Below are 18,700 nucleotides of genomic sequence, written 5' to 3'. Positions count from 1 at the left end.
GGCGGTCAGCCTGCGGCCTGCGCGGCCTTCTGCAATTCCTCCACGCTCACCCGTTCCACACGCAGCACCCACCAGCCCTTGGTCACCACCTGCATCAGGGGTACCGGGCGTGGTGGGCGCGCCAGCGCCGCAGGCTCCGGCGGCACCGTCACGGCGCCGCGGCCCCCCGCACCCGGTAGATCTCCACCGGCCCGCGGCGTTCCGCCACCGTCGCGGCCAGATCGTATCCCGCCGCCACCGCCGCCATCACCTGCTCCGCCGCCGCGGGCCGCATGGTCTGCATCCAGGCGCGGTCCACCACGATCACCCGCGGCCGCGCCGCCAGCACCCGATTCAGCTCAACCGTTGTGTTGGTGTCCGACAGATCCTCGAAATAGCCGGTCAGATGCGGCGGGAAGGGAAAGCGGGTGGCCACCCGCACGCCGGCGATGACGTAGACACTGGCATGGTAGTTCGCGATCAGCGCATCGCCGTCCGGCCCGGCGGCTTCGCGCACCGCCGCCGCCACCTCCCGCACCGGGTCGCGGTGCATCAGGCCGGGGCCGCGCTCCAGCCGCTCCGTCATCTCGGGCAGCCAGCCCTGGCTGGCCAGCAGCAGCAGCAGCCCGGCCAGCACCGGGCGGGACAGCTCCGGCCGCGCCACCCGCCGCGCCACCTGCCACAGCCCCACCGCCGCCAGCAGCGAGAGGGAGGGCAGCCACAGCAGGAAGTAATGCGCGAAGAAGAAGCCGGGGCCGGAGATCGCCACGCTGGCGATGAGGAACCAGGCGAAGGCCACCGCCGTCAGCAGGGCCAGCGGCCCGCGCGGCCGCCAGCAGGCCAGCGCCGCCAGCGCCGCGGCGAAGGCCAGCCCCAGCGTCAGCACCGCCGTGCCGATCCGCCGCCAGGCCTCCGCCGCCGCGATGCGCTCCATGGAATAGCGGAAGGGCGCCAGGATGGAGCCGTCCAGGTAATCCGGCAGCCAGCCCTGGATCCAATAGGCGAAGCCCGCCAGCAGGAAGGGCGTGGCGCACAGCGCGGCATAGGCCGCCGCCATCGCCAGCAGGCGCCGCCAGGACAGCAGGCCGCGCCACAGCGCCGGACCCAGCAGCAGGGCGAAGGCGAAGCAGCCGGCCGGCACCACCACCTGCTTCACCAGCAGCGCCCAGCCCACCAGCAGCCCCATCGCCACCAGCGAGGGCCAGCCCGGCGCCGCCGGATCCACCAGCTGCAGTGCCCGCGCCGCGCCGCGGATGGCGATGGCCATGGCGGCGGTGACGAAGGGCGCGATCAGCAATTCCGTGTTGGTGCACAACCCGCTGAGCAGCAGCGAATGCGCCGCATAGACCACCGCCGCGGCGACGCCGACGGACCGCGGCGCGCCGGCCGCCCGCGCCGCGCCATACAGGCCGAAGCCGGTGCCGATGACGCAGAGCAGGCCCAGCAGCCGCACCGCCTCCACCGAGACGCCGAAGGCCAGGAAGGCCAGCGCGAACATCGCCGGCGCGCCGATCGGGTGCATGTCCCAGGCGGCCACCAGCGGCCAGCCGCCGTTCAGCCATTCCCGCGCCTGCACCATGTACAGGCCTTCATCCGTGTCGACCACGGCGGGGACGAAGCTGGTCAGCCGCAGCAGCACCGCGGCGGCCAGGATCAGCAGCAGCGCCAGCGCGTCGGCGGCCCCGGGCCGCGTGGCGCTTGTGGGCGCAGACAGGGTTCGACCGTCCAGCATGGGTTCTCACACGGCCGTGATGCCGCACGCGCTACCCATCCCAAAGGCGGGGCGCGGATGCAACCGCTCTGCGCCCTGCTTTGCCGCCGCGCCGCGGTTTTCCCGCGGCGCGATTGCGGCGGCGCCGGGGCCGCCGGCGGAAAACTCAGTTTTCCGGCTTGAAGCCGCTTTCCTGCACGATCGGCCCCCATTCCGCGCGTTCCCGCCGGATGCGCTCGGCGAAGGCCTGCGGGCTGGCGGAGACGGTGGGCAGGTATTCCAGCCGGTCCAGCGCCGCCACCATCTCCGGCATGCGCGAGACCTGCACGATGCCGGCATGCAGTGCATTGGCGATGGACGCCGGCGTGTTGGCCGGCAGCAGCGCGCCGAACCACTCATCCTTGGTGAATTGCGGGTAGCCGAGTTCGGCGAAGGTCGGCAGGTCGGGGTAGCGCGGGTTCCGCTGCGGCGAGGACACGGCCAGCATCCGCGCGCCGCTGCCATGCTGCGGCGAGATGTCGCCCAGCACGCCGACGAAGATCGGCAGCCGCCCGCCGACCAGGTCCTGCATGGCCGGCGCCGCGCCGCGATAGGGCACATGCGTCACCTTCACGCCGATCGCATTGCCCAGCATCACGCCCAGGAAATGCGGCGCGGAGCCCGCGGCCGGCGAGGCGAAGGGCACCTCCCCGCCCTGCGCCTTCATCCAGGCGATCAGCTCCGCCAGCGTCTTTGCCGGATGGCCGGTGGGCACGGCGATGGCGAAGGGGAAGGTGCAGACGGTGGAAACCGGCACGAGATCGACCAGCGCGTCGTAGCGCACCTCCCGCGGGAAGACATGCGGCTGCAGCGTCAGCATCGAGGCCGGGGTCTGCAGGTAGATGCTGCCATCGGTCTCGCCGGCCTTCACCGCCTCCACCGCGATGCGCCCGGCGGCGCCCACCTTGCCCTCCACGATCAGGTTCGGCGCGTAGAGGCCGCGCAGCTTGTCGGCGTAGAGCCGGGCGACGACGTCGGAAGACCCGCCGGCCGGGAAGCCGACGATGACGCGGACGGTGCGGGCGATGGATTGCGCGCCGGCCCGGCGCGGCAAGGCGGGCGTGGCGAGCGCCGCGGCGGCAAGGCCGAGCGCGGTGCGACGGGTCAGGCTGGTGCTCATCTCGGTCTCTCCTCCTGGGACCCGGCGTCGTTGCGCCGGGGCGTTGACGCCACTCTGCCCGGCGGATGGCCGGGATACCAAGCCGTTCTCAGCCGAAGCGCTCAGCCGAAGGCCGCGACGACGGCCGCCGGCACGGCCACGCCGCGGATGCGGGCGGGGTCGTCCGGGTGGCGGGCCGCCCAGACCCGGGTTTCCCACGCCTCCACCGCCAGCACGCCGTCGGCGCGCAGCAGCCGGTGTTCCACCTGGAAGGAGGAACGGCGGAAGGCGGCGACGCGGCTTTCCACCACCACCTGGTCGCCGAAGGTGCAGGGCGTGGTGAATTGCGCGCGGGTGTCGACCATCGGAATACCGATCACGCCATGCCGCGCCGCCCAGGCCGCCTGCGTCTCGCCCAGCGCCTGCTGGAACAGCAGCGCGGTGCAGGCGTCGAAATGCGCGAAGTAGCGCGGGTAGAAGACGATGCCGGCGGGGTCGCAATCGCCCCACTCGATCACCCGCGCCTGGCGCCCGACCAGCGTGGTCATGCCGCCGCCTCGATCAGCAGCGCGATGCCCTGCCCGCCGCCGATGCAGGCGGAGGCGATGCCGTAGCGCCCGCCACGCCGCCGCAGCGCCCGGGCGCAGGTCAACGCCAGGCGGATGCCGGTGGCGGCCAGCGGATGGCCGATGGCGATCGCCCCGCCATGCACGTTCAGCCGCGCCTCATCCAGGCCGAGGTCGCGGGCGCAGGCCATCACCTGCGCACCGAAGGCCTCGTTGATCTCCACCAGGTCGATGCGGTCCAGCGTCAGCCCGGTGCGGTGCAGCAGGGCGCGGATCGCCGGCACCGGGCCGATGCCCATGATCTCCGGCGGGCAGCCCACGGCGGTGGCGGCCACCAGGCGCGCCAGCGGCAGCGCGCCCTGCGCGCCGGCGCCGCTGCACACCAGCGCCGCCGCCGCGCCATCCACCACGGCGGAGGAATTGCCGCCGGTCTGCACCCCGCCGAAGGCCGGCCGGATTCGTGCGAGCGCCTCCACCGGGGAGGGGCGCGGATGCGTGTCCGCCGTCACCTCCGCCACCCGGCGCGGCAGGGCGATGCCGCGATCCCGCAGGCCCTCGCGGCTGAAGGTGGCGGGGCGGAGGGGGATGATCTCGTCGTCGAAGAATCCGGCCTCGCGTGCCGCCAGCGCGCGGTCGAAGGACCGCGCGGCATAGGCATCCACGGCATCCCGCGTGATGCCGTGGCGCCGCGCCAGCTCCTCCGCCGTGCCGCCCATGGACAGGCCGCAGGCCGGATCCTCCAGCGCCTCCCACAGGAAATCCTTGAACTCCACCGGTGCGCCAAGGTCGAAGCCGCCGCGATGGGTGAAGGCGGCGATCGGGTTGCGGCTCATGCTTTCCGCGCCGACGCACAGCGCGATGCCGGCGCCCTGCCGCTCCACCGCATTGGCGCCCTGCACCAGCGCCTCGATCCCCGTGCCGCAGACCCGCTGCACCAGCAGCGCCGGCACCTCCACCGGCACGCCGGCATACAGCCCGATGTGGCGCGGCAGCATGTAGGCGTCGAAGCTCGCCTGGGCGACGGAGCCGGCGACGACGCAGCCGATCGCCTCCGGGTCGATCCCGGCCCTGGCGATGGCCCCGCGCGCGGCGGCGATGCCGAGGTCGATGGGCGAGACCTTGGCCAGCGGCCCGCCGAGATCGGCGAAGGGCGTGCGGGCGCCGGCCAACAGCCAGGCATCCTGCCATTCGGTGTGCAGGTCCTTCATGCGACGGTCTCCGGCAGGCAGATGATGTCCGCACCCGGCGGATCGGCATAGAGCGCCGCCACCAGCGCGGCGCGGCGCGCCAGCACGGCGCGCTGGTTGATCGAGCCCTTGTCCGTCACCTCCCCCGCATCGAGGGAGAGTGCGCCATCGAGCAGCACGGCGCGGGTGATGCGCTGCGAACTGCCGGTGGCCTGCGCCGCCAGCGATGCCAGCCGGTCCGCCAGCAGCCTCGGCAGGTCCGCCACGCCGGCGCAGGCCTCGCGTTCCGGCAGCAGGATGGCGGCCAGGCTGTCGCGGTCCTGGCCGGCGATCACCGCATCCTTCACATAGGGCGCGCAGGCCGCGACCAGCCGGGCGCGCAGCGGGCCGACGCTGACCCAGGTGCCGGTCGCCATCTTGAAATCCTCGGTGATGCGGCCGTCGAAGCGGAAGCCCTTGTGCAGGTCGGCGGGGTCCAGCGGCACCAGCGCATCGCCGAAGCGGTAGAAGCCGTCCTCGTCGAAGGCCGCTTGCGTGGCTTCCGGGTTGCGCCAATAGCCCGGGGTGATGGAGGGGCCCTTCACCCGCGCCTCCATCTTGCCGGCGACCGGCGCCAGCTTCAGCACGATGCCCGGCGCCGGCAGGCCGACGGCGCCGGACTCGGAAGAATCCTCCCGCACCACCAGGCAGAAGGGCGCGGTCTCCGTCGCGCCCAGGCCGGTGAACATCGGAATTCGCCGGCCGCGCTCGGCCAGCGCCAACGCATCCAGCGCGTCCCAGATGTGCTGCGGCAGGCCGGCAGCGGAATAGAACATCATGTGGAGGCGGGAGAAGAAGCGCCGCCGCAGCGCCGCATCCTGTTTCAGATGGTGCACCAGCTCCTCGAAGCCGCGCGGCACGTTGAAGTGGATGGAGGTGGCGATCTCCGCCAGGTTGCGCAGCGATTCCGCATAGCCGCCGGGCACCGGGCGGCCGTCATCCATGTAGAAGCTGCCGCCATTGTACAGCACGAGGCCGAGATTGTGGTTGCCGCCAAAGGTGTGGTGCCAGGGCAGCCAGTCCAGCAGCACGGGCGGGTCCTCCGCCACGAAGGGGAAGGCCTCGCGCAGCATCTGCTGGTTGGCGCACAGCATGCGGTGCGTGTTCACCACCCCCTTGGGCTGGCCGGTGGAGCCGGAGGTGAACAGGATCTTGGCCACGTCATCCGGCCGCACGGCGGCGTGGGCGGCGGCGACGCCGGGCGTAGGCGCCGTCGCCAGCAGGCGCGGCATGTCGGCCGCCGTCACCACCTCCACCCTGGGCGGCACCGCGGCAGCGAGGGCATCGGCGAAGGCGGCGCCGTCCTCGGCATAGACCAGCCCGGGCGTGAGCAGCGCCAGGCAGTGCCGCAGCTTCACGAAATCCTTCGCCAGCAGCGCATAGGCCGGGGAGACCGGCGCCACCGGCACGCCGACATGCAGCCCAGCCAGGGTCAGCATGGCCTGCGCCAGCGAATTGCCGGAGAGGAACACCAGCGGCCGGTCCGCCGACAGGCCGCGATCCAGCAGCGCCTGGCCCAGCGCCTGCACCGCATCCCACATCGCGGCATAGGAGATGCGCCGCCAGTCGCCGCCCAATGCCTTGTCGCGCTGCGCGATCAGCGTGCGCCCGGGCGCCGTGGCGGCGAAGTGCTGCAGCCGCTCGGTCAGCAGGCGCGGATAGGCGCCCAGCGCCGGCACCGGCGTCACCAGCAGCGCGCCATCGGGCCGCTGTTCCAGGCGGACCGGCGCCGCGCCCATCGGCAGGCGGGTTGCGGACATGCTCTCCCCCGGCCGAGGTTCCCCGGCCCGACTGTTATATCCCATAATAGTAGGAACCGCGCCCCCTTCCAAGGGGTCGCGTGCATCCTGTAAGCCGGGTGGCATGTCCCTGACCCGCCGCGCGCCAGCCGAGCAACCCGACCTCGCCCCGCTGGAGGACAAGCTGGGCTTCTGGCTGCGCCTGGCGCAGCAGGTGAGCTTCGACACGCTGCACCGCATGCTCGGCCCGCTGAACCTGACACCCGGGCGGCTCGGCGTGCTGCTGCTGATCGAGGCCAACCCCGATATCCGCCAGGCGGTGCTGGCGGAGGCGCTGCGCATCAAGCCCTCCAACCTCACCGTGCTGCTCGCGGCGCTGGAGGCGGAGGGGCTGATCCGCCGGGCGGAGGAAGCCGGCAACCGCCGCGCCAACCGCCTGCGGCTGACCACCGCCGGCCGCGCCCTGCTGAAGCGCGGCGCCGCGGCGGAAGCCGAGGTGGAGAAGGAACTGGCCGAGGGGCTGGACCCCGCCGGGCGCGCCGCGCTGCTGGCGGCGCTGCGCCACATCGCCCGCGGCTGAACTTGCCGGCCGCGGGCGGCGGTCTTATTGTTATGGCCTATAACGAACGGAGGCCGCCTATGGCCGCATCGCTGGTGAGCCTGGAGGTCCGCGAGCAGGTCGCCTGGATCGGCCTCGACCGCCCGGCCAAGCGCAACGCCATCAGCGACGCGCTGCTGGCGGCGCTGGATGCGGCGGTGGCCCGCGCGCAGGGCGCGGCGCGGGCGATGGTGGTGTTCGGCCACGGCCCCTGCTTCTCCGCCGGCCTCGACCTGTCGGAACACACCGCGCGCACGGCGGAGGCGGTGTTCCACCATTCCCGCGGCTGGCACGCCGTGTTCCGCCGCATCCGCGCGGGCAGCATCCCGGCCATCGCCGCCATCCATGGCGCCTGCGTCGGCGGCGGGCTGGAACTGGCGGCCGCCTGCCATATCCGCGTGGCGGACCTCACCGCGCGCTTCGCCCTGCCGGAAGGCAGCCGCGGCATCTTCGTCGGCGGCGGCGCCAGCGTGCATGTGGCGCGCATCCTCGGCGCCGCGCGGATGGCGGACATGATGCTGACCGGCCGCGCGCTGGACGCCGCGGCGGCGGAGCGCGCCGGCCTGGTCACCTACCTCACCGAGCCCGGCGGCGCCCCGGCCCAGGCCGGCGTGCTGGCGGCCAAGGTGGCGCAGATGGCGCCGCTGACGGTGCTCGGCGTGCTGCAGGCCCTGCCCCGCATCCAGGACATGGCGGAGGAGGACGGCCTGTTCGTGGAGAGCATGATGGCCGCCCTGGCCCAGACCGGGCCGGAGGCGCAGGCTGGCCTCGCCGCCTTCCTGGAGAAGCGGGCGGCCAAGGCGGGGGAGGGTTGAGCATGGAGCTGCGGGGCGCATCGGCACTGGTCACCGGCGGCGGATCCGGCCTCGGCGCCGCCACGGCACGGGCGCTGGCGGAGGCCGGCGCGCGGGTGGTGGTGCTCGACATCAACGAGGGCGCGGCGCGCGACGTGGCCGCGGCCATCGGCGGCGCCGCCATCCCCGGCGACGTGGCGGAGGAAGCGCCGATGCAGGCGGCGGTCGAGGCCGCCGCCGCGCTCGGCCCGCTGCGCGTCGCGGTGGCCTGCGCCGGCATCGCGCCCGCCGCCCGCGTCGCCGGCCGCCAGGGGCCGCACGACCTGGCGCTGTTCGAGCGCGTCGTGCGGGTGAACCTGGTCGGCACCTTCAACCTGCTGCGCCTGGCGGCGGCGCGGATGACGAGCAACCCGCCGATGGCGGATGGCGAACGCGGCCTGGTGGTCACCACCGCCTCCATCGCCGCGGAGGATGGGCAGATCGGGCAATGCGCCTATGCGGCGTCCAAGGGCGGCGTGGCCGCCCTGACGCTGCCCGCGGCGCGGGAACTGGCGCGCTTCGGCGTGCGGGTGGTGACGCTGGCACCGGGCCTGTTCCACACGCCCCTGATGGACACGCTGACGCCGGAGGCGCGGGAGAGCCTGGGGAAGATGCCGCTGTTCCCGGCCCGGCTGGGCCGGCCGGAGGAATTCGCGCGGATGGTGCTGGCGGTCGCGGCCAACCCGCAGTTGAACGGCACGACCATCCGGCTGGACGGCGCGCTGCGGCTGCCGCCGGCCTGATCGCCGCGGTCACACGGCCCGCTCACCCAACCCTCTCCGCCATGAAGGGCGGAGGAGGCTAGCGGTCGCGCATGCCGACAGCGTCGGCCATGTCCGCGCGGTCCGGCGTGTCGATGCGGCGGTAGCGGGCCTCGGCGAATTCGAAGGCGCCGAAGGCGGCCAGCCCCGCCGCGACCACGCCGAACAGCAGCCGCCCGTAGGGCTGCGCCTGCAGCGCCAGCAGGGCGCCGCCCAGGCCCCGCGCCTCGCTGGGGTCGGATTGCCAGGCGGCGAGGATCAGGAAGCCGCCGATCACCAGGAACACCACGGCGCGCGCCGCGTAGCCCAGCCGCCCCAGCGGCACCACCCAGCGCGCCGCCGCCGCGTCGCAGGCCAGATGCCGGCGGAAGCGCGCCGTCCAGGCCTGCCTCGCCATGGCCAGCGCCGCCCCCACCACGGCCAGCCCGGCGGCCGCGACCAGCCAGCGGCCGAAGGGCTGTGCCAGCAGCCAGGCGGTCCAGTCCTGCGCCGCACCCTCCTCATCCCCGCCACCACTGCCCCGGCCCAGCACCAGGCTCAGCGCGAAGACGCCGAGGCCGGCATAGGTGACGGCAGAGACCAATTGCCCGGCGCGGGCCAGCAGCGCCTTGATGTCGCGCCCCCGCCCATCCGCATCCAGCAGCGACTGGAACACCCGCCACAGCGCGAAGCCGAACAGCCCGGCCGCCGCCACGCCGATCAGCACGGCGCCGAGCGGCTGGGCGAAGATCGCCTGGATGGCGCCGCGGGACCCCGTCACCTGCCCGCCGCGGGACAGCGCGGCCAGCAGTGCCAGCCCGCCGACCACCAGCGTGACCGCGCCGCGCGCCGCGTAGCCGAGCCGTGCAAGCCCTTCGAGGCGTGATCGCGTCCTGGCCATCGGTGTCCCCGGTCTGCTGCCGGGCGCAACGAGCCCGGCGGCCGCAGGGTTCCCGCGCCGCCGCCTGCGCGCCAGGCCGGCAAAGGGTCCGGCGGCCGGCGCCCCGGTCGCCGGGGAAGCCCGCCCCCTTCGGCTCCGCGACATCGCCGGTGGCGAACGCGGCCGGCCGGCGCGGCGGCGGGGCACAGCGCGGCCCTGACGCGCGCTGAAGGCGGCTGGCTTGGGGCAGAGGATTGTCGTGCAATAACATCGCTTTCACCGGGGGCATGCCATTGCGGCCCCGCGCATTCCGCCGTAAGCGGCGCGGGTGCTTCCGCGTGACCTCCTCCTGGCGATCAGGGCCGGGGCCGATGGGGACATCCTGTTCCCGAGCCCCGTGCTGCAACGGTATTTCGAGGCGCTGGTGCCGCCGCGGCTGCGGCGCCCGGCGCCGCATTTCGTGCTGGCCGCCGCCATGCACGCCGCCGTGCAGGGGCTGAACCACCGCTATCTCAGCCGCCAGGCCATCCTGCTGGGCCTGCACCATGGCGATCCGGACCTGCTGCTGGCAGCGCTGCGGCAGATCCGCCCGGATTTCGCCCTGCACCTGCTGCCGGCCGGGCCGGATGCGGTGGCACAGATCACCCATCTCGCCACCGGGCCGAGGCGGGTCGAGGCGCTGCTCTGCACCCCGCGCGTCGCCGCCGCCGACCGCCGCGCGGCGCTGGCCGCCGCCGGGCCCTCCTGCCTGGTGCAGGTCTTTGCCAATCCGGACGCGGCCGATGCCGGCGCCACGCTGTGGCGCCCGGCAGAGGGCGTGCCGGCCGCCGTGGGGCTGGTGGCATGAGGGCGCCACCGCCCGAGCGCCCGCCCGCCGCGCTCCGGCTGAAGGGGCCGGAAGCCTTCGCGCCGGTGGCCGATGCGGCGGCACTGCTGGACAGCGATGGGGGCGTGCTGGAACTGCACCCCGCCGGGCGGCACGAATACGCCTGGGGCCCCTGCTTCGGCGCCGAGGGCCGGCCCACCGCCCTGTACGGGCGGTGGGAGATGGACCACGGCCTGCGCCTGACCAGCCTGCGCGATGCCTGGCTGGCGGGCGGTGGCGCCGTGATCGGGGCCGATGGCGGGGTGGTGCTGGACGGCCTGGCCGCCCATGCGCATGAGATCGCCGCGGACCCGGCCCGCTTCGCGCTGACGCTGCGCCTCTACGGCCTGCTGCGGGCCGAGGATGGCGCGCTGTCCGCCCTGCCCGGCCCGGTGCGGACGGTGGAGGAGCCGGTCTTCCACCTGATGTGCCAGGCGGACAACGCCTTCACCCACTTCCTGATCGACACCCTGCCCAAGCTGGCGCTGTGGGAAGCCCTGCCGGCGCCGCGGCCGCGCCTGCTGGTGTCGCAGGAGGCCTGGCGGCGCTGGCGCGGCTTCCTGCTGGCGGTATCCGGCCAGGCGGAGGACGCCTTCCTGGTGCACGCGCCGCGGACCCTGCTGCGGCTGCGCCAGGTGCTCGTCGCCTCCTTCCCCCGCTGGCTGGATGCGCGCAGCGTGGCGCCGTTCCGCCGTGCCACCGCGGCCATGCCGGCCGGGCAGCGGCGCATCCTGGTGGTGCGCCGCGACGCCTGGGCCTGGGACCGGATGCTGCTGAACGAGCGGGAAGTGGTGGCCCTGCTGCGCCGCCGGGGGTTCGAGCCGGTGGTGCCCTCCACCCTCGACGTGGCGGGCCAGCTGGCGCTGTACCGCTCCGCCAGCCTGGTCGCCGGGGCGCTGGGCGGCGGGTTGCTGAACGCCATCTTCTCCGCCCCCGGCACCGGGGTGCTCAGCCTGGTCTCGCCGGACTACACGCGGCCGCTGATCGACAGCTCCACCCACCTCACCGGGCTGCGCATCGCGCATGCGGTGGGCGAGAGCTTCTCGGCCAGCCGCGACCGCAACAACAGCCCCTATCTGGTGGATCTGGCGGCGGTGGAACGGGCGCTGGACGCGCTGGAGGACAGCGCAGGCCGCCCGACGCAGCCCACCGGCGGGCCTTTCCCCTGACCGGTCCGAGGACGGCGTCGCGGCCGGGGCCGCGAGCCAAGGAGGCCGGAGCTTCGCGCCCGGCGCCTGCGGGCGGCCCCGCCAGGGGGCCGCTCAGTAATACGTCAGGTCGCGCGCCTTGCCGCCGAACACCCGCCAGGCGAAGACGGTATAGAGCAGGATCACCGGCAGCACGACCAGCGCGCCCACCAGGATGATGGACAGGCTCTCCGGCGCGCTGGCGCTTTCCCAGATGGTCAGCCGCTCCGGCACCACATAGGGGAAGAAGGACCAGGCGAGGCCGGCGAAGAACAGCACGAACAGCCCCGTCGCCCCCCAGAAGGGCGCCTGGTGCCAGGCATCGCCTTGCAGCGGCATTCGCGCCAGCAGCCGGTACAGCCCGGCCAGCAGCGCCACCGTCAGCAGCGGCAGGGGCGCCAGCAGCAGCATCTCCGGCCAGTCGAACCAGCGCGCGGCGATGCGGGCGGAGACCAGCGGCGTGACGGCGGAGACCAGCAGGATGCCGAGCCCCACCGGCCACAATGCCCGCCGCGCCCAGAGGATGGCATGGGCCTGCAGCGCCCCCTCCGTCCGCCAGACCAGCCAGCAGGCGCCGATGAAGGCATAGGCCAGCGCCAGGCCGATGGCCGCCATCAGCGCGAAGCCGGTGGCCGCCCAGCCCTGAGCGAAGCCCAGCACGTAGCGCCCAAGCATCCAGCCCTGGGACAGGGCCGCGGCCAGGGAGCCGGCGAAGAACCAGCGGTCCCAGCGCCGCTTGGCCGGCTTGTCCGCCGCCTTGGCGCGGAATTCGAAGGCCACGCCGCGCAGCGTCAGCGCCACCAGCATCAGCGCGACGGGCAGGTAAAGCGCCGTCAGGATCATGCCATGGGCGATCGGGAAGGCCACCAGCAGCAGGCCGACGCCCAGCACCAGCCAGGTCTCGTTGGCATCCCAGAAGGGGCCGATGGCGGCGATCATGCGGTCCCGGTCCGGCTCCTCCGCCGCCGTCTCCAGCAGGATGCCGACACCGAGGTCGAAGCCGTCCAGCACCACATAGGCCAGGATCGCCACCGCCATCAGGGCGGCGAAGACCAGGGGCAGCCATTCCCCGGGCAGGAAGGGGGTCATGCGAGCTTCTCCTGGCCGGCGGCGCCGGGCGCGCTGCCGGGCTTCAGCAGCGCGTTGTCCTGCGTCTCCGCCAGCCGGCCGGCGCGGGCCAGGCGGAAGAGGGCGGCGATGTAGGCCAGCAGCAGCAGCCCATACAGCACCAGGTACATCGCCAGCGTGCCGCCGATGGCGGTGGCGGGCACCGGGCCGGCGGCGGCGGCGGTGTTCAGCACGCCGGTCACCAGCCAGGGCTGGCGGCCGATCTCCGTCACATACCAGCCGGCCAGCGTCGCCACCCAGCCGGCGAAGCTCATCAGCGCAAAGCCGCGCAGCAGCAGCCCGGGCAGGCTGCCGCGGCGCCACAGGAACCACGCGCCGGCCCAGCCCATGGCGATCATCAGCAGGCCGATGCCCACCATCACGCGGAAGGCGTAGAAGACCGGGGCCACCGGCGGGTGGTTGCCCTGGAAGTCGTTCAGCCCGGGCACCACGCCCGCGGCCTCGTGCCGCAGGATCAGGCTGGCGCCGTTGGGGATGGCGATCTCGAAGCGGTTCTCCCGCCGGCGCTCATCCGGGATGGCGAACAGCACCAGCGGCACGTTGCCGCGCGTCTCCCAATTCGCCTCCATCGCCGCCACCTTGGCCGGCTGGTGTTCCAGCGTGTTCAGCCCGTGCAGGTCGCCGAGGAAGGCCTGCGTCGGCGCCAGCACCGCGGCCATGACGATGCCGGTGTGCAGCGCCTTCCGCACCCCCGGCGCCCGGTCGCCGCGCAGCCAGCGCCAGGCGGAGAGCCCGGCCAGCAGGAAGGCCACCGTCAGCGCGCTGGCCACCAGCATATGCGCCAGCCGGTAGGGCATGGAGGGGTTGAAGACGATGGCGAACCAGTCCGTGGCATGCGCCACGCCGTCGCGCATCTCGAACCCCACCGGGGTGTGCATCCAGGAATTCAGCGCGATGATCCAGAAGGCGCTCATCGTCGTGCCGAAGGCGACCAGGAAGGTGGCGCCGGTGTGCATCCAGCCCGGCACCCGCCTGAAGCCGAACAGCATGACGGAGAGGAAGGTCGCCTCCAGGAAGAAGGCGGTCAGCACCTCATAGGCCAGCAGCGGGCCGGCGATGTTGCCCACGCGCTCCATGAAGCCCGGCCAGTTGGTGCCGAACTGGAAGGACATGGTGATGCCGGAGACGACGCCGAGCGCAAAGGACAGGGCGAAGACCTTCACCCAGAAGCGGTAGGCGTCCATCCAGGCTTCGTTCCTGGTGGCGTTGAAGCGCAGCTTGAAGAACAGCAGCACCCAGCCCAGCGCGATGGTGATGGTGGGGAACAGGATGTGGAACGAGATGTTGGCGGCGAACTGCATGCGCGCCAGCAGGATCGGGTCCATGGCTCAGCCCTCCTTCTTGCCGCGGACCAGGCCGACCACCCGGTCCTTCGCTTCCAGCAGCCGCGTCACCCGCGCGCCGAGCGCGAGCAGGGCGGCCAGGCGCTCCGTCTCCAGCCGCTTCACGTCGTCGTACCAGGTGGTGAGCTGCTCGATCAGCGCGTGCATCTCCGCCATCCGCTCCTGCGCATGGCGTTCCTCCTCGCTGCCCGGGGTCTGCATCAGCAATTCGCGCAGCACCGACAGGGTCGGGTCGACCTCCCGCTTCTTCCGCTCCTCCGCCAGGGTGCGCAGGATCTGCCAGACGTCGTCGGGCGTGGTGAAATGGTCGCGCCGGTCGTCCGGGATGTGCTTGGGGATGGCCAGGTTCCAGGCCTGCAGCTCCTTCAGCCCCATCGAGACGTTGGAGCGCGAGACGCCCAGCGCCTCGACGATCTGCTCCGCGTTCAGCGGATCGGGTGAGACATACAGCAGGGCATAGATCTGCCCGACGGTGCGGTTGATGCCCCAGCGGCTGCCCATCTCACCGAAATGGAGCACGAAGGCCTGGACGAGGGGTGGGAGTTTCATGGCGGCCCGACATTTCAGGAATTTCTGAAATATCGGATCACGCTGCCGGAAGGTCAAGGCTCGAAACGACCGGGGAAGCGGCCAGGCGGAGGCCGGCGCGCGCGGCGCGGCTCTTCCTGCCTCAGGGCTTGCGGTGCAGCGCCCGGATATTGGCGGCGACGCGGCGGCGGGCGGGGCGCAGTGCCGCCGCCGCCACCAGGTCCGGCCGCGCACCCGCCATCACGGCGCGGGTGGCGGCGAAGGCGCCATCGGTGAACGCCTTCTGCTTTTCCGCCACCATCTCGGCCAGCGCCGCGCTGGCGCCGGCAGGGTCGACGGAAAGCTGCAGGCTGCGCAGGGTGAAGACCCAGCCGGCCTGCCAGGCGAACAGCGCATAGGCGCCCGGGTTGATCACAGGGCGGCCAGCACCGCTTCGGCCTTGGAAACCTCGAAGGCGCCCGGCGCCTCGACGGCGACATGCGTCACCGCGCCATCCTTCGCCACCAGGGCGAAGCGCTGGCATCGCATGCCAAGGCCGCGGGCCGTCAGGTCCAGCTCCAGCCCCAGCGCCTTGGTGAAGGTGGCGGAGCCGTCCGCCAGCATCACCACCTGGTCGCTGATGCCCTGGTCCTTGGCCCAGGCGCCCATGACAAAGGCGTCGTTCACCGACATGCAGGCGATGACGTCCACGCCCTTGGCCTTCAGCGCCTCCGCCTGGGTCACGAAGCCCGGCAGGTGCTTGGCGGAGCAGGTGGGGGTGAAGGCGCCGGGCACGCCGAACAGGACCACGGTCTTGCCCTTGAACAGGTCGGTCGTGGTGACCTCCTTCGGGCCTTCCACCGTCGCCTGCATCAGCTTCGCATCGGGAATGGTGTCGCCAGCCTTGATGGTCATGCGGGGTCTCCTCGGTCTCGGAACGCTGCATAAGGCAGAAGGTGCCATGCCGTCCATGCGGGCCATCCATGCGCGCCGTCCTGGCAGATGGCGACGAGCGGGGGCGCGATGCCACTGCGGAGGATTGCGGAAGGCGGCGCGGCTTGCGGGGGGGCGGGTGGGCCGCCATGTTTCCCCTGCCATGGCACAACGTGAACCGCCCCCCCCCACCGACCCCGTCGAGCCCGAGGGCTACCTGGCCGGCCAGCTTCTGGTCGCCATGCCCGGCATGTCCGACCCGCGCTTCGCCCGCAGCGTGATCTGCCTCTGTGCCCATTCCCCGGACGGGGCCATGGGCATCGTGCTGAACCAGCCGCTGGACAACCTCTCCTTCGACGACCTGCTGGGCCAGCTCGGCCTGGCGCCGGTGCCGCCCGCCCGGCGCATCCGGCTGACCCAGGGGGGGCCGGTGGAAGGCGGCCGCGGCTTCGTGCTGCACACGGCGGATTGGGAGACGGAGGGCAGCCTGACGGTGAAGCCCGGCCTGGCCCTGACCGCGAGCGTCGAGATCCTCAAGGCCATCGCCGGCGGCGGCGGCCCGCGCGAGGGGGTGCTGGCGCTGGGCTATGCCGGCTGGGGCCCGGGCCAGCTGGATTCCGAGCTGCACCAGAACGCCTGGCTCAGCGTCCCGGCCGATGAGGCGCTGCTGTTCGCGGAGCGCCCGGACCAGCTGTGGCGCGCCGCCATGGCGCGGCTGGGCATCGACCCCTCCGCGCTGTCGGGCAGCGCCGGGCACGCCTGATACCTGGGTGCCCTCGGGCGGGCGCCCCCCATTCCCCAGCGCTGGACTTCCCGCCGCAGCCGCCGCACACCGATGGCATGGCCCCCGCGCCCCGGATTCGCCTGCTGTCCGAGACCACCGCCAACCGCATCGCCGCCGGCGAGGTGGTGGAACGGCCGGCCGCGGCGGTGAAGGAGCTGGTGGAGAACGCGCTGGATGCCGGCGCCACCCGCATCACCGTGACGCTGGAGGAAGGCGGCATCGGCCGCATCCTGGTGGAGGATGACGGCCACGGCATGGGGCCGGAGGATCTGGCCCTGGCGCTGGAACGCCACGCCACCTCCAAGCTGGCGGAGGAGGCGATGCTGTTCCGCATCGCCACCCTCGGCTTCCGCGGCGAGGCCCTGCCCTCGATCGGCGCCGTCGCGCGCCTGACCCTCACCTCCCGCCCCGCCGATGGCGCGGCGCATGCCATCCGCGTCGAGGGTGGCCGCAAATCCGCCGTCTCCCCCGCCGCCGGCGCCCCCGGCACGCGGGTGGAGGTGCGCGACCTGTTCTTCGCCACCCCCGCCCGCCGCGCCTTCCTGCGCAGCCCGCGCCATGAGGCGGAGCAGGCGGTGGAGGCGGTGCGCCGCCTGGCCATGGCCTGGCCGGAAGTGGCCTTCCGGGTGGAGGTGGAGGGCCGCCCCACTTTGGTGCTGGGCCAGGCCGACCGCGCCGGCCGCATCGCCGCGCTGCTCGGCGCGGATTTCGCCGCCGCCGCCGTGCCGGTGGAAGCCCGCCGCGGCGGGCTGGAGCTGGCCGGTCAGGCCGGGCTGCCGACGCACCACCACGCCACCTCCGCCGCGCAGCACCTGGTGGTGAACCGCCGCCCGGTGCGCGACCCGCTGCTGCGCACCGCGCTGCGCGTGGCCTACCGGGACCTGGTGCCGGCCAAGCGCTTTCCCGCCGCCGCGCTGTTCCTGGACCTGCCGTCGGAAGCGGTGGATGTGAACGTCCACCCGATGAAGACGGAGCTGCGCTTCCGCGACCCGGAAGGCGTGCGCGGCCTGATGATCGCCGCGCTCCGCCGCGCCGTGGCGGTGGGCGCGCCGGGCGCGACGCCGGAGGCGCCGGACCTTGCCGCGCCGGCGGCGGCCCCGCCCACCTGGGATGCCGGCCCCGGCTTCGCCGAGAGCTTCCCCGGCTGGCGGCCGACGCCCCTGCCCGGCCGCCCGCGCGGCCCCGGGCGGCTCGACCTGGGCTTCGCGCCCCCCGCCGCGCCGCCGCCGCCGGCGGATTTCGGCCCGGAAGGCCCGCTCGGCCGGCCGCTGGGCCAGATCCTCGAGACCTATGTGCTGGCGGAGGCGCCGGACGGCGCCCTGGTGCTGGTGGACCAGCACGCGGCGCATGAACGGCTGACGCATGAGGCGCTGCGCGCGCAGCTGGTGGAAGGCGGCGTCCGCGCCCAGCCGCTGCTGCTGCCCGCCGTGGTGGAACTGCCCGCCGGCGACATCGCCCGCCTGCTGGACCGCGCCGCGGATCTGGCCCGGCTGGGGCTGGAGATCGAGGGATTCGGCGCCGGCGCCGTGCTGGTGCGCGCCCTGCCCGCCCTGCTGGGCGCGCCGGACCCGACGCCGCTGCTGCGCGACCTGGCCGAGGAACTGGCCGAGATGGACGAGGCCCTGGCGCTGGAGGCGCGGCTGGATGCGGCGGTGGCCCGCCTGGCCTGCCACGGCTCCATCCGCGCCGGGCGGCGGCTGGGGGGCGCGGAGATGGCGGCGCTGCTGCGCCAGATGGAGGCGACGCCGCGCGCCGCCACCTGTTCCCACGGCCGCCCCACCGTGCTGCGCTTCGGCAAGGCGGAGCTGGAAAGGCTGTTCGGCCGGCGCTGAATGCGTGCATCCTCGGCGCAACGACCATGGGAGACGCGCCGATGACCGCCCCTGCCGCCACCAAGGCTGCCGCCCCGGCCCTGGCCGCCGCGCCGCTGATGCAGCTGATCTATGCCTCCCGCCCCTTCGGCTTTTCCGGGGACATGCTGGACGACATCCTGATGACGGCGCGGCACAACAACCGGCGGGATGGGCTGACGGGCGCGCTGATCTGCCGCGCCGACCTGTTCCTGCAGATGCTGGAAGGCCCCCGCGACAAGGTCACCGCCACCTTCGGCCGCATCCTGCGCGACGACCGGCACCTGGAGGTGTCCCTCGTCTGGTCCGGCGACGCGCCGGCCCGGCTTTTTGGCCACTGGGACATGCTGGAAGACCCGGCGCGCAGCTGGATGTGGAGCCGGGAGGAGGTGCGAGCGGGGGCGATGCTGCGGGCCTCGGCGGCGGAGGCGCGGGAGGTGTTTGATCGGGTGGCGGGGGAGGTGGCGTGATTGCCAAGCTTCTCATGCCCGTCGGATGCTTCAGACACACAAAAGACTTAGCGGCGGCTTGAGGCGCTGTCGGTCTGAGCAATTGGAAACTCGACTAGGATCATACCATGATCACTCAAGTTATACGCCCGGTGTCATGTTCTGACCTGTGCGTATGCACGCGATGCGATGGTGGTGATCTGTTCTGGCTGTGCGATGAGCCAGTTCCATGCGTCGCAGCAGG

At 73.4% G+C, this 18,700-nt stretch carries 20 protein-coding genes; 8 read left to right on the top strand and 12 right to left on the bottom strand.

From position 1 onward, the window contains the following. Nucleotides 1-5 precede the first annotated feature (5 nt). The 6 genes from HEQ75_RS14865 to HEQ75_RS14840 all read right to left on the bottom strand — a co-directional run bounded on the left by HEQ75_RS14865 (nt 6) and on the right by HEQ75_RS14840 (nt 6,380). Entirely contained in the window at nt 6-152 is a 147-nt protein-coding gene (locus HEQ75_RS14865) for a hypothetical protein (RefSeq protein WP_168031921.1), read from the bottom strand. After that, the gene (locus HEQ75_RS14860; protein WP_168031920.1) at nt 149-1,711 is read right to left on the bottom strand and encodes a glycosyltransferase family 39 protein; all 1,563 of its coding nucleotides are present in this window, start codon (nt 1,709-1,711) and stop codon (nt 149-151) included. The genes HEQ75_RS14865 and HEQ75_RS14860 overlap by 4 nt, the downstream gene beginning before the upstream one ends. Nucleotides 1,712-1,856: 145 nt before the next feature. After that, entirely contained in the window at nt 1,857-2,849 is a 993-nt protein-coding gene (locus tag HEQ75_RS14855; protein ID WP_168031919.1) for a tripartite tricarboxylate transporter substrate-binding protein, read from the bottom strand. Nucleotides 2,850-2,950: 101 nt separating this feature from the next. Next, nucleotides 2,951-3,376: an acyl-CoA thioesterase gene (locus HEQ75_RS14850; protein ID WP_168031918.1), complete on the bottom strand. Its 426-nt coding sequence runs from the start codon at nt 3,374-3,376 to the stop codon at nt 2,951-2,953. Continuing rightward, on the bottom strand, nt 3,373-4,602 hold the full coding sequence (locus tag HEQ75_RS14845) for a thiolase family protein (RefSeq protein ID WP_168031917.1): 1,230 nt from the start codon (nt 4,600-4,602) through the stop codon (nt 3,373-3,375). The genes HEQ75_RS14850 and HEQ75_RS14845 overlap by 4 nt, the downstream gene beginning before the upstream one ends. Then, a complete protein-coding gene (locus HEQ75_RS14840) occupies nt 4,599-6,380 on the bottom strand; it encodes a feruloyl-CoA synthase (RefSeq protein WP_209318574.1) in 1,782 nt (593 codons plus the stop codon). Before HEQ75_RS14840 ends, HEQ75_RS14845 begins: the two co-directional genes overlap by 4 nt. Before the next feature lie 103 nt (nt 6,381-6,483). Between HEQ75_RS14840 and HEQ75_RS14835 the strand changes: the two genes are divergently transcribed. The 3 genes from HEQ75_RS14835 (at nt 6,484) to HEQ75_RS14825 (ending at nt 8,533) form a co-directional block, all read left to right on the top strand. Next, on the top strand, nt 6,484-6,939 hold the full coding sequence (locus HEQ75_RS14835; RefSeq protein WP_168031916.1) for a MarR family winged helix-turn-helix transcriptional regulator: 456 nt from the start codon (nt 6,484-6,486) through the stop codon (nt 6,937-6,939). 74 nt (nt 6,940-7,013) lie between these two features. Further along, complete coding sequence (locus HEQ75_RS14830; protein WP_328734016.1) at nt 7,014-7,772, top strand: crotonase/enoyl-CoA hydratase family protein; 759 nt, start codon at nt 7,014-7,016, stop codon at nt 7,770-7,772. Between the two features lie 2 nt (nt 7,773-7,774). Continuing rightward, nucleotides 7,775-8,533, top strand: coding sequence for an SDR family NAD(P)-dependent oxidoreductase (locus HEQ75_RS14825; RefSeq protein WP_168031914.1), 759 nt, complete (start codon nt 7,775-7,777; stop codon nt 8,531-8,533). A gap of 58 nt (nt 8,534-8,591) precedes the next feature. Here the strand turns inward: HEQ75_RS14825 and HEQ75_RS14820 are convergent, their stop codons facing one another. Next, on the bottom strand, nt 8,592-9,431 hold the full coding sequence (locus HEQ75_RS14820; protein WP_168031913.1) for a DUF1206 domain-containing protein: 840 nt from the start codon (nt 9,429-9,431) through the stop codon (nt 8,592-8,594). 307 nt (nt 9,432-9,738) lie between these two features. Here HEQ75_RS14820 and HEQ75_RS14815 point away from each other — a divergent pair, with 307 nt between their 5' ends. Both HEQ75_RS14815 and HEQ75_RS14810 read left to right on the top strand, forming a co-directional pair. Beyond that, nucleotides 9,739-10,257: a hypothetical protein gene (locus HEQ75_RS14815; protein WP_168031912.1), complete on the top strand. Its 519-nt coding sequence runs from the start codon at nt 9,739-9,741 to the stop codon at nt 10,255-10,257. Then, on the top strand, nt 10,254-11,444 hold the full coding sequence (locus HEQ75_RS14810) for a glycosyltransferase family 61 protein (RefSeq protein ID WP_168031911.1): 1,191 nt from the start codon (nt 10,254-10,256) through the stop codon (nt 11,442-11,444). The genes HEQ75_RS14815 and HEQ75_RS14810 overlap by 4 nt, the downstream gene beginning before the upstream one ends. Before the next feature lie 93 nt (nt 11,445-11,537). Here the strand turns inward: HEQ75_RS14810 and HEQ75_RS14805 are convergent, their stop codons facing one another. From HEQ75_RS14805 to HEQ75_RS14785, 5 genes are all read right to left on the bottom strand, one after another. Next, the gene (locus HEQ75_RS14805) at nt 11,538-12,551 is read right to left on the bottom strand and encodes a cytochrome d ubiquinol oxidase subunit II (RefSeq protein ID WP_168031910.1); all 1,014 of its coding nucleotides are present in this window, start codon (nt 12,549-12,551) and stop codon (nt 11,538-11,540) included. After that, nucleotides 12,548-13,915, bottom strand: coding sequence for a cytochrome ubiquinol oxidase subunit I (locus HEQ75_RS14800; RefSeq protein WP_168031908.1), 1,368 nt, complete (start codon nt 13,913-13,915; stop codon nt 12,548-12,550). Before HEQ75_RS14800 ends, HEQ75_RS14805 begins: the two co-directional genes overlap by 4 nt. A 3-nt stretch (nt 13,916-13,918) precedes the next feature. After that, nucleotides 13,919-14,482, bottom strand: a complete 564-nt coding sequence (locus HEQ75_RS14795) for a GbsR/MarR family transcriptional regulator (protein ID WP_168031906.1) — start codon at nt 14,480-14,482, stop codon at nt 13,919-13,921. A 121-nt stretch (nt 14,483-14,603) separates the two neighbouring features. Beyond that, a complete protein-coding gene (locus HEQ75_RS14790; protein WP_168031904.1) occupies nt 14,604-14,876 on the bottom strand; it encodes a hypothetical protein in 273 nt (90 codons plus the stop codon). Further along, nucleotides 14,873-15,355, bottom strand: coding sequence for a peroxiredoxin (locus HEQ75_RS14785; RefSeq protein WP_168031902.1), 483 nt, complete (start codon nt 15,353-15,355; stop codon nt 14,873-14,875). The genes HEQ75_RS14790 and HEQ75_RS14785 overlap by 4 nt, the downstream gene beginning before the upstream one ends. Before the next feature lie 181 nt (nt 15,356-15,536). Here HEQ75_RS14785 and HEQ75_RS14780 point away from each other — a divergent pair, with 181 nt between their 5' ends. From HEQ75_RS14780 to HEQ75_RS14770, 3 genes are all read left to right on the top strand, one after another. Then, nucleotides 15,537-16,136, top strand: a complete 600-nt coding sequence (locus HEQ75_RS14780; protein WP_168031900.1) for a YqgE/AlgH family protein — start codon at nt 15,537-15,539, stop codon at nt 16,134-16,136. A 77-nt stretch (nt 16,137-16,213) separates the two neighbouring features. Continuing rightward, a complete protein-coding gene (mutL, locus tag HEQ75_RS14775) occupies nt 16,214-17,989 on the top strand; it encodes a DNA mismatch repair endonuclease MutL (protein WP_168031898.1) in 1,776 nt (591 codons plus the stop codon). A 41-nt stretch (nt 17,990-18,030) separates the two neighbouring features. Then, the gene (locus HEQ75_RS14770) at nt 18,031-18,477 is read left to right on the top strand and encodes a BLUF domain-containing protein (RefSeq protein WP_168031896.1); all 447 of its coding nucleotides are present in this window, start codon (nt 18,031-18,033) and stop codon (nt 18,475-18,477) included. The last annotated feature ends 223 nt before the right edge of the window (nt 18,478-18,700 follow it).

This window comes from Falsiroseomonas selenitidurans, assembly GCF_012103215.1.
Lineage (GTDB): Bacteria > Pseudomonadota > Alphaproteobacteria > Acetobacterales > Acetobacteraceae > Falsiroseomonas > Falsiroseomonas selenitidurans.
This window is presented reverse-complemented; position numbering and strand designations above follow the sequence as displayed.